Annotated in this window: 9 protein-coding genes and 1 pseudogene; 2 read left to right on the top strand and 8 right to left on the bottom strand. The window is 69.1% G+C overall.

The genetic code is table 11. The annotated features are described in order from the left end of the window. Positions 1-155: 155 nt before the first annotated feature. On the bottom strand, positions 156-1,481 hold the full coding sequence (locus O1Q96_RS33905) for a jacalin-like lectin (RefSeq protein WP_269251786.1): 1,326 nt from the start codon (positions 1,479-1,481) through the stop codon (positions 156-158). 219 nt (positions 1,482-1,700) lie between these two features. Here O1Q96_RS33905 and O1Q96_RS33900 point away from each other — a divergent pair, with 219 nt between their 5' ends. After that, a complete protein-coding gene (locus tag O1Q96_RS33900; protein WP_269251785.1) occupies positions 1,701-3,410 on the top strand; it encodes a PHP domain-containing protein in 1,710 nt (569 codons plus the stop codon). After that, the gene (locus O1Q96_RS33895; protein ID WP_269251784.1) at positions 3,407-3,925 is read left to right on the top strand and encodes a hypothetical protein; all 519 of its coding nucleotides are present in this window, start codon (positions 3,407-3,409) and stop codon (positions 3,923-3,925) included. Before O1Q96_RS33900 ends, O1Q96_RS33895 begins: the two co-directional genes overlap by 4 nt. A 118-nt stretch (positions 3,926-4,043) precedes the next feature. On the opposite strand, the pseudogene O1Q96_RS33890 reads toward O1Q96_RS33895, so the two are convergent. The 7 genes and pseudogenes from O1Q96_RS33890 to O1Q96_RS33860 form a co-directional block, all read right to left on the bottom strand. Further along, positions 4,044-7,300: pseudogene (locus tag O1Q96_RS33890) on the bottom strand (RHS repeat-associated core domain-containing protein). 373 nt (positions 7,301-7,673) lie between these two features. Beyond that, the gene (locus tag O1Q96_RS33885; RefSeq protein ID WP_269253842.1) at positions 7,674-8,468 is read right to left on the bottom strand and encodes an ABC transporter permease; all 795 of its coding nucleotides are present in this window, start codon (positions 8,466-8,468) and stop codon (positions 7,674-7,676) included. Positions 8,469-8,539: 71 nt separating this feature from the next. Further along, positions 8,540-9,343 (bottom strand): ABC-2 family transporter protein, encoded by an 804-nt coding sequence (locus tag O1Q96_RS33880; protein WP_269251783.1) that lies wholly within the window; start codon positions 9,341-9,343, stop codon positions 8,540-8,542. A 2-nt stretch (positions 9,344-9,345) separates the two neighbouring features. Next, a complete protein-coding gene (locus O1Q96_RS33875; protein WP_269251782.1) occupies positions 9,346-10,341 on the bottom strand; it encodes an ABC transporter ATP-binding protein in 996 nt (331 codons plus the stop codon). 84 nt (positions 10,342-10,425) lie between these two features. Then, a complete protein-coding gene (locus O1Q96_RS33870) occupies positions 10,426-13,341 on the bottom strand; it encodes a glycoside hydrolase family 2 TIM barrel-domain containing protein (RefSeq protein WP_269251781.1) in 2,916 nt (971 codons plus the stop codon). Between the two features lie 12 nt (positions 13,342-13,353). Then, entirely contained in the window at positions 13,354-14,253 is a 900-nt protein-coding gene (locus tag O1Q96_RS33865) for a carbohydrate ABC transporter permease (RefSeq protein ID WP_419586994.1), read from the bottom strand. Continuing rightward, positions 14,250-15,215, bottom strand: coding sequence for a carbohydrate ABC transporter permease (locus O1Q96_RS33860; RefSeq protein WP_269251780.1), 966 nt, complete (start codon positions 15,213-15,215; stop codon positions 14,250-14,252). The genes O1Q96_RS33865 and O1Q96_RS33860 overlap by 4 nt, the downstream gene beginning before the upstream one ends. Positions 15,216-15,231: the final 16 nt, after the last annotated feature.

Genomic DNA, 15,231 nt, shown 5'->3' with positions numbered 1-15,231 from the left:
CGACCTGCGCGAACGCGGTTCCCTGTGGGGACGTGGTCGTCGAGGCGACCCGCCCGCCTCCGGTTTCGAGCCTGGACGGCCGGTCCGGCCGTGCGGGCCGGTCCTGCGCGGCCGTCCGGGCTCGGTGCCGTGAGGCACGGGTCGGGCCGGTGGGATCAGCCGATCGGCGCGTACAGCACCCCGAGCTTGTCGATCTCGGTGCCGGCGCGGCCGGTGAAGCCGACGATCTGCCAGCCGGCCGGAGCCGTGTACGTCACCGCGGCCGACGTGGCCGAACCGGCCGACAGCGTACGGGCCTTGTCGGTGGTGAGGGCCGCCGAGAAGATCCGGGTCCGGCCGTCCTTCTGGCCCTGGGTGAGCTTCACCGAAGTGAGGTGCTCGCCTGCGGCGAGGGTGAGGGAGGCGGCCGTACCGCCCGTGCCGCCGTGGGTGAGGGTGGTGCCGCCGTCGAGCGCGAGCGACACCCCGTCGAGGCGGGAGGCGCCGCGGAGCGTCACCGTCCGGGGCGCGGGCGTGGCCGGGAGGTCGTCCGCGTCGTTGAACGCCGTGCCGTGCGGGCCGCCGAAGAAGTCACTGGCCCGGAGCTTCGAGGGCAGCGTCCAGGAGAAGTCGACCGTGTGCGGGAAGTGGTCGGAGAGGTTGCCGCCGGCCGAGTCCAGGAACTTCGCCCACTCGTTGTTGTAGCGGGTCGCGGAGAGGTTCACCAGGTCGCTGCCGCGGTAGAGGACCTTGTCGACGACCTCGCAGTCGTTGCCCGGCGCGGTGGTGGGGCAGACGATCGCGTCACTGCCCTGCGCCGGGGCGTTGCCGCCGCGGACCAGCTGGACCCACGCGTCGGTCAGACCGTTCTCGCTCGTGAGCGTGCGGATGTTGTCGCCGGCGCGCGTGTAGCGGGTGTTGGTGTCGCCCATGACGATGACCGCGTTGCCCGCCGAGTTCGCCTGGACGAAGTCGGAGAGCTGATCGACGTTCTTGCGGCGGGCGGCGAGGGCGTCGTCCGTCGAGTCCGCGTTCGTGTGCACGTTGTAGACGTCGACGAACACACCCTCGGCAAGCCGCACGCGGGCCAGCGAGAAGCCCTTCGGGGTAAGGCAGTTGGTGCCGGTGCAGTCCTTCCACTTCACCCGCTCGAAGTCCTCGAAGGCGTAGTCCGAGAGGGTGTTCATGCCGTCGCCGAAGGGAACACCACCGCTGGTCGCCGTGCGGTGCGGGTGGTTGTCGCCCGCGTACAGCGCCGCGTGGTAGTTGAAGTCCTCCTGGACGTTCACTATGTCGTACGCGCCGAGCCGCGGGGAGATCAGCGGGGTGTTCGTCGCCGGCTTGCCGGAGCTCAGTCCCTCGGGGAGTCCCGCGACGTTGTACGTGAGGACGTTGAAGGCGCCGGAGGAGGGGGCGGCGGCGGTCGCGGGAGCCGCGGCTGCCGAGGTGAGCCCGGCGACGGCCAGCGCACCGGCCATCAGGGTGCCGATGAGTCTTCTCATGGGGGGTGTCTCCAGTGCGTCGGAGGAACCTGAACGCTGCTCAGGTTCAAGGCCAGTCAGTGTGACGGACAAGGGCTGTTGGGGGAACAGTGAAAGACGAGAAGACCCGCCGCGTCCGGGCCGCCCGGCGATCACCGTCGCGTCGCCCGAAGTTCATGTTTCACATCGAGTCTCCTCAAGCGGCCGGTGGGGCCGCCGCAGGACCGAGGAGAGGCCGACATGGGGCACGGGCACACGCACGGACACGGGCATCACCACCACCATGGCAACCACCACGAGGGTGCCGCGCCCCTTCCGGCGGCCTTCGACACCTCGGTACCCGACGAGGCACTGACCCCCGACCAGCGCTCGCGCCGCTCCATGCTGCGCCGCGCCGGCCTGCTCGGCGCGGGCCTGGCGACGGCGGGCGTACTCGGCGGCCAGGCGACCGGCACCGCCGCCGCGCAGACGCCCGCCCGGGGCCGCAAGGGCAAGGGCTTCCTCTGGCTGGCCGGCGACCACCACATCCACACGCAGTACAGCAGCGACGGCAAGTACCGCGTCGTCGACCAGGTCCGGCAGGGCGCCAGGCACGGCATGGACTGGCTGGTCATCACGGACCACGGCAGCACGACCCACGCCAAGATCGGCGTGGACAAGGTCAACCCGGACATCAAGGCCGCCCGCGACGCGTACGAGGACACCCTCGTCTTCCAGGGCCTGGAGTGGAACATCCCGGGCGCCGAGCACGGCACGGTCTTCGTGCACCCCGGCAGGAACGAGGTCTCCGTCCTCAAGCAGTTCGAGACCGACTACGACGGCAGCGTGAAGGGCGCCTCCGACTCGACGCCCGCCAACGAGGCCCTCGCCGTCGCCGGCCTCGCCTTCCTGGGCGAGCAGGTGCGCCGGCGCAAGGTCAAGGACGCGCTGATGCTCGCCAACCACCCGGCCCGGCGGGGCGTCGACTCGCCGCACGAGATCCGCGCCTGGCGCGACGCGACCCCCGCGAGCCACCAGATCGCCGTCGGTTTCGAGGGCGCCCCGGGCCACCAGGCCGCCGGCCTGCCCGCTCCCCTCGGCATGGGCAGGGCCCGGGGCATCTACGACAACAATCCGAGCGCCAACTCCTTCGCGGGCTACCCGCCGGAGAGCTACCGCACCTGGGGTGGCTTCGACTGGATGACCGCCACGGTCGGCGGCCTGTGGGACAGCCTGCTCGCCGAGGGTAAGGCCTGGTGGATCAGCGCCAACTCCGACTCGCACCAGGTCTACGCGGACACCGCCGTACGCGGCCCGGGCGGCGACTTCAACGCCAACGGCAGGTACGAGGACCCCGTCTACGGCGGCAGGATCGACATCACCCAGGGCGACTACTGGCCCGGCCAGTACAGCCGCACCCATGTCGGCGCCGAGGGCTTCTCGTACGCGGCCGTGATGGACGGCATCCGCGCCGGACGCGTCTGGGTCGACCACGGTCAGCTCATCGGCGGTCTCGACGTCCGCCTGTCGGGCGGCAGCCGCTGGGCCACGCTCGGCGGGGCGCTGCACGTCAAGAAGGGCACGAACGTCACCCTGACCGTCGACATCGCACTGGCCGACGGCCCCAACTGGGCGGGCTTCACGCCGAAGTTGGCCCGAGTGGACGTCATCCAGGGTGACGTCACCGGCCCGGTCGCAGACAAGGACACGTTCACCGCGCCGACGGCGAAGGTCGTCAAGTCGTACGAGGTGAACAAGTCCGCAGGCACGGCCCGGATCACGTACTCCCTCGGCCGCGTCGACCGCCCGCTCTACGTCCGTCTGCGCGGCAGCGACGGCAACCGGTCGGCCGTGGGGGCCATGGGTGCGACGGTCGACCCCGCGGGCCCGGCCATCGACGTCGTCGGCGACGCCGACCCGTGGAAGGACCTGTGGTTCTACTCGAACCCGGTGTGGGTCCTGCCCGCGTGAACCCGTACGACCTGGGCGACCTGTACGTCATCACGGTCGACGCCGACGTACGTGAGCTGCGCGCGGCCGACCACCTGCTGCTGGAGCTGGCAGCCGAACTTACCCTGCCAGAGGGCGCGTTCGGCTGCACGCACCTGGTACGCGGGGAGCGGCCGCGGGTGGTGCTCTCGTTCGCGACAGCGTCCGAGGAGACCGCGCGACGGCTCACGGGCAAGGGGTACGAGGTGACGGCCGGCGCACCCGACGGGGTGGGTCGGGCCGTCGTCTACCCGGGGGCCGCTGCCCTGACCGGCACGGTGACGGTCGCGGAGCTTCTGTCCGCCTCCGCGATCGACCGGGTCACGGTGCTGGGGTCGGCGGCTGAACCCCCGCCGGACCAAAGGGTGGTGACGAGGAATCACGTCCGCCCGCAGTGGCAGGACGGCGAACTCGTCCTGACCCTGATGCCCGCAGTGGGTGGTGTGCTGGTCCCGTTCGAGGTCCCGGACCCTACGCCGTGCTGCGCGGACCACTGATCAAGACGACTTGGCCATCTCTACGAGGTCAGTCCAGGCGGTGGGGGAGAGGGTGAGTACTGATCACCGTGCTGCCGCTACTTGCGCCGCCTGCTGCAGAGAACATCGTGCCGTCTCCCTAGCGTGTGATCAATTTGTTGGCCCCGTAGCCGAAACCGGCGATGTCCGCGCCGGCTGCTGCGACGCCGAGACCGATACCCAACGGTCCTGATGCTGCCAGTGCGCCGATCGTCAAGCCGATACCCACCCCTTCAAGTACTCCGCCCAGAGAGAGCAGTCCGTTGGGGTCGATGCGGTTGACGGGGTCGCCTTCGGCGTAGAGGTAGGGGTTCTTTTCCTGGCCGGAGGGGTCGGGCTGGGTGAAGCGGCCGATGTTGGGGTCGTAGTAGCGGGCCCCGAGGTGGTACATCCCGGTCGGGTCCTGGTGGCCGCCTGCGAACCGGTACGGCTGGCTCACGCCGGCCTTTTCGGTGGTGGCATCCCGGGTGGCGCCGCGGGGGCTGTAGGAATAGTTGTTGACCTTGGTGCCACTCTCGTCGGCGAGTGCGACGACGGAGCCGAGGGCGTCGGTGAGGTAGTAGTACGCCTTGCCGTCACGGGTCATGGAGTTCAGGGTGCCCTCGGGTTCGCGGACAAATCCCGTGTCGACACCGGCAGTTGTCTCGGCTGCGAGGCCGATGGGGCCGGGGTGGTAGTAGGTGTCGCCCAGGCGGTGGCGTTCGCTGGAGTCGGTGGAGCCGTACTCGCCGGCGTAGGTCTTGCCGCCGACCGTGAGGGAGGTGAGCTGGGAGAAGTCCGACCAGGTCTCGGCCGTGCGGGTGCCTTCGGGGGTGGAGGCGCCCGCGGTCTCGTTGCCTGCCTTGTCGTACGACCAGTTCGTGGCCGAACCGTTCTTCGCGGTCAGCTGCGAGGCGTCGTTGTACGTGTAGGTCGTGCCGCGGGGGCAGCCGGACTCGACGCCCTGGGAGGTGAGGTTCCCGGCCGCGTCGTAGCGGTACTGCCAGGAGGAGTTGAGGGTGGTGCCCTTCTCCTCCTTGGCGTAGGAGAAGCGGCCCGCGCTGTCGTAGGTGTAGGTCGTCTTCAGCCCCGTGACGGCGTCGGTGGAGGTGCGGATCTTCGTACCGTCCTCGGTCCCGCCGGTGCCGTACTTGTAGGTGTAGGCGAGGTTGACCAGGGTGCCCCTGGGCGAGGTGGTCTTGATGCTCTCAGGCCGGCCGGACTTGTCCGGGGTGACCGTCTGGACCGTGCCGCCGGGGTAGGTGGTCGTCTTGCGGAAGTCGTTCTCGTTGTAGGTGTACGTCGTGGTGCGGTCGGCGGGGTCCTTCAGTGTCTTGAGGTTGTTGGCCGCGTCCCAGGTGTAGTCGATGACGCCCTGGGGGTCGGTGTAGGTGTCGACGTTGCCGGCCGGGGTGTAGGCCAGGACGGTCTGGGAGCCGTCCTGGAGGGTGCGGACCGTCTCGCGGGAGAGCGGGTCGAAGTCGTACTTCACCGTGCCGATGTCGTCCGTGCGCTGCTTGAGGTTGCCGTCGCCGTCGTAGGTGTAGGTGACGGTGGTGTTGGTCGTCGAGACCGTCTTGATGCGGTCGCGGTGGTCGTAGACGTACACCGACTTGATGCCGCGCCCGTCCACGGCCGTCTCCGTCCGGCCCAGCGCGTCGTAGGTGTAGGTGGTGGGGGTGGCGTTCAACGGCGCCGGCGGGGTGACCTTCTTGAGGTTGCCCTTGGTGTCGTACTCCAGCGAGGTGGTCTTGCCGCGGGCGTCCTTCACCGTGCAGCGCTGGCCCTCGAAGCCGCTGCAGGTGGGGGTGGCCGGGTTGTAGGTGAAGGTCTGCGTGCCGCCGCCGGTGCCGGTGACGGCGACCGACATGGTGTTGCCGGCCGTGTCGTACTTGAGGTTCGCGGTGTCGCCGTCGGCGTTCTCCAGGGTGCCGGGCAGGTCGGCTCCGGAGATCGTCTGGTAGCCGGTGACGGACGAGGAGGCGCCGGTGGGCAGGGTGGCGCCGGTGGGGTTGTTGCGCGCGTCCCACCCGTACTTGGTGACGTTGCCACCCACACCCCCCACGCCCATGGCGTCGGTGGCCGAGTCGACGTTGTTGTTCGCGTCGTAGGTCCGCGGGCGCGAGTGCCCCAGCGGGTCGGTGACCTTGGAGACCTTGCCCTGGGCGTCGTGCTCGTACTTCGTGGCGTGCTGCTCGGGGTCGGTCACCGTCGTCGTCCCCGAAGCGTGCGGGTCGGTGGCGGTGTAGGCGTAGGTGTAGGTCGGGCCGGTGTGGCCCGTGCCGTTGAACTCCGTGGCGCGCAGCATGCTGGTGACGCGGTTGGCGCCGTCGTAGGTGAAGACCGTCACCCGGCCCTCGGGGGTGGTGATCTTCGTCAGGCGGCGGGAGGAGTCGTAGTCGAACGCGGTGGGCTTGCCCTCGGTGTCGGTGGTCTTGGCGAGGTCGCCTGCGGGGTTGAGGTCGAAGACGGCGGTGCGGCCGGTGTGGTCCTTGGCCTGCCACTGCGAGGCATCGGTCTTGACCAGGTCGATCCAGCGCCCGGAGCGGGTCTCGGTCAGTTTGAAGCCCTTGTGCTCGGCGCTCTCGTCGTGCTGGGTGACGGTGATCGTGCCGTTGTTGCGGTCGGTGACCTTCACCAGGGTGCCGTGCTCGTTGTAGGTGTCCTTCGTGCCCGACTTGCGGTCGGTGAGAGTGAACGTGCCGTCGGTGTTCTTCTTCAGGTCCTTGGAGTAGCCGGCCGGGTCTTGTAGCTGCCGTCCGTATTCTTCGTGAAGGTCAGTGAGTTGCCGGTCGCGTCGTAGACCACCACGTCGGTGTCACTGATCTGCGCGTACCGCTCATAGCCCTGCCACCACCGCTGGGACACCTTGCCCCAGGGTGCGTCCAGCGAGTTGTAGGTGCGGGTCAGCTGGAGCTTCTGGCCCACTCCCGCGACGTCGAAGTCCGTGCCCGCCAGCATCAGGTTGCCGGTGGAGTAGTTCACCCGGGCCACCAGCGAATCGGTGATGCGAAAGTCCGTGACCTGATGCCAGGGCACATCACCCTGCCCCTCGGGCACATACGCCGGCGCCGCAGCCGAAGCCCCGGCGCTTCGTGCGGCCGGTGCTGTGGCGCGCCTCTTCTGTGCGGCCCGCCACGCCGTGCGCTCAGCGGACAACCCGGCCTCGGCCACCGGGGCCTTGGGCCGGTTCGAGCCGACCTTCACCTCCGGCTTCTTCACCTCTGGAGCGTCCCTGCCCCACGCCGAAGAGGCGGCAGGCGCGGGATCCTCACCCGGCGCAGCCAGCGCAGGCACGGCCGAGGCACCCAGCCCCAACGCTGCCACAACCGCCACCAGAGACCGTCTTGTCCGTAAACGCGCACGCCCAGAAGGCATGCCAAAGGCACTTGAAGACATCAACTTCCCCCCACGGAAAGTCATCATCAGTGACCCCAGCGGTCACCGAGGGCCCACAACCTGTCATATGCCGAACACAAAACGTCAGGCCGTACCCCCAAGCCGCCTTCCTGGGCCTGGGAGAATCAGCCCCTCCCCTTCACCGGGCATAGCGGGATTTAAGAGGCCAGGAAATGCGGTGACTGGTACGGTCGTTCGGTTTGGGTATGCGCAATCTGGCCTGAACCAAAATGTCCCTGACCAGCTGCGGCAACGCGACTGGGATCTCCGGGGAGCAGCGGACAGGCGGGCAGGGGGCGCGGATCAGCTGCCCGTGGCCCCCGGCCGTCCTGACCGTCCAGAGCCAGTCCCGTCACCCGTTAACCCCGGCGTAGTGCCGCAGGCTCCACCGCCACAGCAGCCGCGAGCCCAGGTAGGCCGCCGCCCCGAGCAGCGGGGACACCGCCGCCAGCCAGTACGGGACCCCCGGGTCGTGCCCGGTCAGTACCGCCGCCGGGAAGTACGCGACGAAGGCCAGCGGCAGGCCGAACGTGAGGAATCCGGTCACCGCCCTCGGCAGCACGTTCAGCGGATAGCTGCCGAACGTGCCGAGCAGTTCCTCCAGCCAGCGTCCCCAGTAGTCGGCGGCCGGGAAACGCAGCGAGGCGCACGCCACCACGGTGAACAGGGCCGCCTCCAGGAGCATGCCGCCGAGGACGCAGAGGACGAGATACGTGATCCGGGTCGCCGTCCAGTCCAGGTCGCTGCGGCTCAGCGCGCCCACCATCAGGCCCGCCGCCACCGTCAGGTCGCCGATGGCGTTCGTGGGGAAGTAGGAGAGCTGGAGCTGGCGGTGGACCGGCATCGGACGCACCAGGTACGTGTCGATCATCCCCTCCTGGATGTGCCTGCCCAGTCCGTGCACCCGCCCGAGGAACAGCACGAACAGGCCGTGCGCCAGCATGCGCGTCGCCGGGATCAGCAGGACGTCCGAGCTGTCCCAGCCGCCCATCCCGGAGAACCGGGTGAGCAGCACGGTCGCGAACACGATCACCGACACCTGCCAGACCGCGCCGATCGCGATCATCATCAGGAACTCGGAGCGGTACTCCAGCTGGGCACGGAAGTTGAGCCGCGTGATGCGCCACGCGACCCGCAGGGGCTTCAGGGACCAGGAACTCGAAGGCCGTGCCGGGGAAGTCCCCGTCCTCGGAGGTCCCGCTTTCGCGTCGGACATCGTCAGCCTCCCTGCGAGATCACGCGCCGGGCGGCCCGCCGCCACAGCAACCGGGTGAGCAGGGCGAGTGCCACCACCCAGCAGGCCTGCAAAGCCAACTGCGGTACCGCGTCGGACAGTTCGATCCGGCCCACGTAGATCGACAGCGGCACACTCAGCGTCGCCTGGAACGGCAGGAAGGCGCTGAGCGTGATGAACCAGTCTGGGAAGAACCACAGCGGCGCGTACACCCCGGACAGCAGGTTCTGCGCGAAGATCAGGATCAGCATCGCCGCGCCGTTCTTGAGCGTCCAGAAGCACAACTGGTCGATGGCGAGCATCACGTAGTAGAGGACCCACTGCCCCAGGAGCGCGCTGAGCGCGAACACCCCCGCCACAGCGGCGGACCTGGGCGGGTCCACGATTCCCGCGGCCAGGCAGACGACGTATCCCGCGAGCACCCACACCAGCCCGTACAACTGCTCGCCGAGGGCCCGGAACGCGTAGTAGCGCTGAGGGGAGAGCGGGCGCAGATACCAGTAGACGATCGTGCCGAAGTGCATGTGCTGCAGCACGGTGTCCCGGCCCGCGTACTGGTCCAACTCCCGTATTCGGGTGGCCAGTACGGCGAGCACGGCGTACGTGACCGCCTGGTTCCTGGACAGGCCCGCCGTGGTGCCCGTCGACGCGTACAGGCCGTGCCACAGTGAGGCCACCAGCACGATCTGCACGGTGAGCCGGAGCAGCGCCGCGGTCATCCGGGGCGGGGTGTGCAGCTCACCGAGCGGGGTGACGCGGGCGGCCCGCCAGCCATGGAGGACGGCCATGGTCACACGCCCCCCGCCTGGACGTACGCGGCGCGCATCACGTCCTCCAGGTCGGCCTCGTCCAGGGCGATCTCGGTCACCTCGTAGCGCTCGATGACCTGTTTCAGGGCCTGGTGCATCGTCGGTGCGGTGGGTCCGTCGGGACCGAACACCGCCTGGGGCCCCTCCCGCCGCACCAGCGCGATCCCCGGCAACGGCTCGACGGACGCGTGCGCGTCGGCGAGCGTCACCCGCACCTGCCAGGTCGAGCCGAACTTCCGCCGGATCTCGTCCAGGGAGCCGTCCAGCACGAGCCGGCCGTGGTTGACCAGGACGACCCGCTCGGCGAGCCGCTCGACCTCCGTCATGTCGTGCGTGGTGAGGAGCACGGTCCGACCGCGTTCCTCCACCTGGTACCGGAGGAACTCGCGGACCTGCTCCTTGACCACCACGTCCATGCCGATGGTGGGCTCGTCGAGGAACACCACCGGCGGATCGTGCAGCAGGGCGGCGGCGAGATCGGAGCGCACGCGCTGGCCGAGCGAGAGATGCCGTACACGCGTGTCCCAGAAGGAGGACAGGTCGAGGAGGTCGTCGAACTCCCGTAGCCGCGCCCGGTGTTCGGCTTCGGGGACGTCGTAGATGTCGCGCAGGATCGCGAAGGACTCCCGCACCGGCAGGTCCCACCACAGCTGGGTGCGCTGCCCGAACACGGCCCCGATGTTGCGCGCGTTGCGCTCACGTTCCCGGTACGGCACGACACCGGCGACCCGGGCCTCGCCGGACGTGGGGGTGAGGATGCCGGTGAGCATCTTGATGGTGGTGGACTTGCCCGCGCCGTTCGGCCCGAGAAGGGCCAGGAGTTCGCCGGGGGAGACGTCGAAGGTGATGTCGGAGACGGCCTCCTTGGCGACCCGTTCCGGATTGACGAGAGACCTGACGGCGCCCGTGAAGCCGGGGCGGCGCACCGTGGTGTGAAAGGTCCGGGACAGGCCACGGACCTCGATGGAACCGATCACGCGAGGAACCTCCGGGGGAGCGGGGAACACACGAACACGGCCGTCCGGCTGGGGAGCCGGACGGCCATGTGACCGGTAACAGTGTCAGTCGTCGACCGTCGAGAAGACAAAGGAGAATTCAGCGGGCTGAACCCGCAGCTCGTACTGCGGCAGTACGCCGGGACCGCACGACTGAGAGCCGATGCCCTGCTGTCCGTGGTCGAGGTTGACCCACACGGTGTCGCCCGGCGTGAGATCCGTCCGGTGCCGGGCCGCGTCCAGCTGCTCGGACGTCCACCGCCGCGCGGTGAACCAGAACTCCGGGTCGCCCTCGATCCGCAGGTCTGCGAGCTCTACCCAGCGGACGTCGGCACGGGCCCCGTTCTCCTGCGGGCGCACGTACGGTGTCTGCAGGTCGTCGACGCTCTCGTCCCACAGGAGGTCCTTCGACGCCGCCCTGGTGTCCGGGTACGCCTCACCGCCCCCGCCGAACCACGTCGCCTGGTCCGCGGCGGCTCCCGGCAGCCCCATGCGGATGCCGAGCCTGGGCAGCGGCACCGTCCAGTCGCCCTCGGGAGTGACCGAGACGCGCAGACGCAACCGCGTCCCGTCGGACGTCCACCGGTACACGGTGCGCAGACCCACCTCCCGCGCGGCCGGTGCCACCCGGGTCCGTACGGTCAGCGCGTCGTCCGTCAACTCCACCGCGTCCAGACGGTGTTGCATACGGTGCAGGCCCAGCGTGCGCCACAGCACGCCGGTGCGTACGTCGTCCTGCCAGGACGCGCCCTCGTCGTTGTCGGTGGTGGCGCGCCACACGTCCAGGCGCAGACCTGTGACCTCCGTCGTGCCGACGGTCCGCAGCGCGCCGGTGCGGGCGTCGAAGGAGGCCGGGCCGAGTGTGATCCGGCCGCCTTCGGCCACCGGCCGCGCGCCGGTGGCCGACGGCAGGGGCCCGCGCGGCGTGACGGTCTCCTGCGTCCACGCCACCTCGTGGCCGCCGCCCGCCCAGGGGGTGTCCTCGGCGAGCAACGCGCGGGCCGTCCACTGGACCTCCTCGCCCTGACCGTCCGGCGCGGCCGCCGGCAGCTTGATCTCCGCCGACTCTCCCGGTGCGAGCGACGGCACGGCGAGCCAGTGCGCACCCGTGGGAAATCCGTCCACCTGGTACGAGAACTCGAACGCCAGGTGCGAGAGGTCGGAGAAGTCGTACGCGTTCGTCACCCGTACCGTGCCGTTCGCGCCGACGCCCTCGAACCGGACCGGCTCGATGACCTTCCTGTACTCGCGGAGCCCCGGCGAGGGGGTGCGGTCCGGGAAGAGCAGCCCGTCGCACACGAAGTTCCCGTCGTGCAACTCCTCCCCGAAGTCACCTCCGTACGCGAAGCCGTACCGCTCGTCCTTGATGCCGTGGTCGATCCACTCCCAGATGAAGCCGCCCTGGAGCCGGTCGTGGGCCTCGAAGAGCCGCTGGTAGTCGGCGATGCCACCGGGTCCGTTGCCCATGGCGTGCCCGTACTCGCACTGGATGAAGGGCAGTTGACGCCGTCCCTGCGGGCCGCCGTCCAGTCCCTTGCCGATCCGCTCGACCTCGGCGTGGTCCGCGTACATCCGCGAGTACACGTCCGTGTCACGGCAGTTCCAGTCGCCCTCGTAGTGGATGAGCCGTGAGGCGTCCCTGCCGCGGATCCACTCGGCCATGGCGGTGAGCCCGCGCCCGGTGCCCGCCTCGTTGCCCAGCGACCACATGACGACCGACGGGTGGTTCTTGTCGCGCTCGACCATGCGGGCGGCCCGGTCGAGGAGCGCCGGGGTCCAGCGCTCGTCGTCCACCGGGTTGTCACGCCAGGCCTGCTCGACGAAGCCGTGGGTCTCCAGGTCGCACTCGTCGACGACCCACAGCCCGTACTCGTCGCACAGGTCGAGGAAGGCCGGGTGCGGCGGGTAGTGGGAGGTGCGCACGGCGTTGATGTTGTACCGCTTCATCAGCAGCACGTCCTCGCGCATGGTCTCCAGATCCAGGGCGCGGCCCTTCTCCGGGTGCCACTCGTGCCGGTTGACGCCCTTGAGGAGGATCGCCTTGCCGTTGACCTTGATCAGGCCGTCCTCCAGCGCGACCGTACGGAAACCGATCCGCAGCGGAACCCGCTCGCCCGCCGTGACCAGCGTGGCGTCGTACAGGTGGGGCGTCTCGGCGGTCCACGGCCGGACCGGGACGGTGACGCTCCGCCCGGTCTCGACATCGATGTCCAAGCCGGGCACGGTGACCCGGCCGTCGACGTCGGAGTCGACGCGCAGGGTCCCGGTGCCTTCGAGATGGTCGTACGAGGCGTGCACGAAGAAGTCGAGCGCGCTGCCCGCCGGCCGGTGGAGCAGCGTGACGTCCCGGAAGATGCCGGGCAGCCACCACTGGTCCTGGTCCTCCAGGTACGAGCCCGCCGACCACTGGTGCACACGGACGGCGAGCACGTTCCCGGCGGGCTTCAGGAGGTGCCCGACCGCGAACTCGTGCGGCAGCCGGGACCCCTTGAACTCACCGATGTCCGTCCCGTTCAGCCACACCCGGGCACAGGACTCCACACCGTCGAAGCGGAGCACCGCCCCACCGTCCGCCGGCCACTCGTCCGGCAGGTCGAAGACCCGCAGATGGTCCCCGGTCGGGTTCTCGGTCGGCACCCGCGGCGGGTCGACCGGGAACGGGTAGACGACGTTGGTGTAGATCGGCGCACCGAACGCCCCGTCGCCCTGGAGGACCCAGTGCCCGGGAACCGCCACCTCCGCCCAGTCCCCGCAGTCGTACCCCTGCGCGGCGAACGAGTCGTCCTCGGCGTCGGCCGTCGGCGACAGCCGGAAGCGCCAGCTTCCGTTCAGCGAGAGGGAGTCGGCGTCCGAGGACGCGTACCACGCCCGGGGCGGCAGCGCGCCGCTCCCGGGCGAGACGTCCTCGACGTAGCCGGCGGACGGGGCTCCCCCCTGGCCGGGAGAGACCGAGGACGTGCGGGCGGTGGTGCGGACAGACATCGTTCTCCTAGATCAGCCCTTGATGCCGGTCTGCGCGACCCCCTGCACCAGCCAGCGCTGGAGGAACAGGAACACGAGCACCAGGGGCAGGATGGAAATTGCGGTGGCCATGAAGATCAGATGGAAGTTGACGGTCTGGTTCGTCATGTACGAGGAGAGGGCGACCTGCACCGTCCACGCCTCCTGATCCTGACCGATGACCAGGGGCCACAGGAAGGCGTTCCAGCCGCTGATGAAGGTGATGGTCGCGATCGCGGCGAAGAAGTTCAGCGAGTTGGGCACGACGATACGCCAGTACGAACCCCAGTAACTGAGCCCGTCCACCCGCGCCGCCTCCTCCAGTTCCTTGGGGAACCCCAGGAAGTACTGCCGGAAGAGGAAGCAGGTGAAACCACTGAAGAGCCCCGGAACGATGAGACCTTGCATACTCGACACCCAGCCGAGCGACGAGACCAGCACGAAGCTGGGCACGAAGGTGACGGCCGTGGGCACCATCAGCGTCACGAGGACCACGTAGAAGATCTTGTTGGCGTGCTTGTACGGGATACGGGCGAGACCGTAGCCCGCGAGCGAGCACACCAGCAGGGTGCCGACGGTGTGCAGGACGCCGACGACCGTGGAGTTCCACAGGGAACGGGCGAAGGGGACCGTCGGGTCGTCGAACAGCTCGGAGAAGTTGCCCCACTGGATGTCGGTGGGGAAGAACTTCCAGTTCTCGCCGGTGATCTCGACGTCCGTGGACAGGGCGTTGCGGACGATCAGGTAGAAGGGGACGAGGAACAGCAGGGCGCAGACGGCCGTCGCGAAGTAGAGGCCGACACTGCCCGCGGTGCCGGTCCGCTTCTTCACGGAGCGCGTGGTGGCGGCCGGTTCGGTCCTGGTGTCCTTGATGGGAGGCACGGTGGTGGTCACTTGGCCTGCTCCCCCTTTCCGAAGCCCATGAACTTGCCCTGGAGCAGGGTCACGCAGCAGATCAGCACGGTCAGGATCATCGCGCCCGCGCTGCCGGCGCCGTAGTCCTGGTTCTCACCGAGCGCCGTGTAGTACAGCTCGACCAGCGGCGGACGGCCCCAGGTGGTCTTGGCGAGGAGGTTGAAGAACTCGTCGAAGGCCTGGTAGGCGGCGACGAGCAGCAGCAGGATCACCGCTGTCGAGGTGGCACGCAGCTGGGGGAGCGTGATGTACCAGAAGGTCTGCCAGCCCGGCTTGGCGCCGTCGATCGCGGCGGCCTCGTACAGCTCCGGCGGGATGTTCTGCAGGGCCGCCAGGAACAGGATCATGTAGAAGCCGGCCTGGAGCCACAGGCGTACGGTGACGATGACCAGCCAGTACCAGGGCGGATTGGGGTTGGCCAGCCAGGCGATGTTCTCCACGCCGAACCAGCCGAGCACGGTGTTCGCCAGCCCGAAGCGGACTCCGCTGAAGATGGACATCTTCCAGATCAGGGACGCGGCCACGAAGCTGACGGCGGTCGGCAGGAAGAACACCGACCGGAAGAACGCCCGCATGAACCGCAGCCGGTTCACCATCATCGCGAGGCCGAGCGAGAACGCCCAGGTGACGGGCACGATGAACGCGGCGAAGACGGTGAAGGTGACGAGCGAGTCCGTGAACTTCTCGTTCGTCAGCATGTACGTGAAGTTGTCGAAGCCGACGAACGTGCTGGGAGTGACCGTGTAGCGCGCCTCGAAGAACGAGAGGTACGCGCTCCAGCCGATCGGGATGTAGACGAAGACCGCGAGCCCGATCAGGAACGGGCCGGTGAAGAGCCAGAAGTTGAGCGTGCGGCCGCGGACCCCGCGCCCCTGCTTGACCTTGGGGGTCCCGGCAGGGGCACGGTCCTTGGCGACACCGCTCGAGGTGGTGGTCGACATGTCGTGAATCCGTCCG

Source organism: Streptomyces aurantiacus (genome assembly GCF_027107535.1).
Taxonomy (GTDB): domain Bacteria; phylum Actinomycetota; class Actinomycetes; order Streptomycetales; family Streptomycetaceae; genus Streptomyces.
Note: the sequence above shows the minus strand (reverse complement) of the source record. Positions and strands in the feature narration are given on the sequence as shown.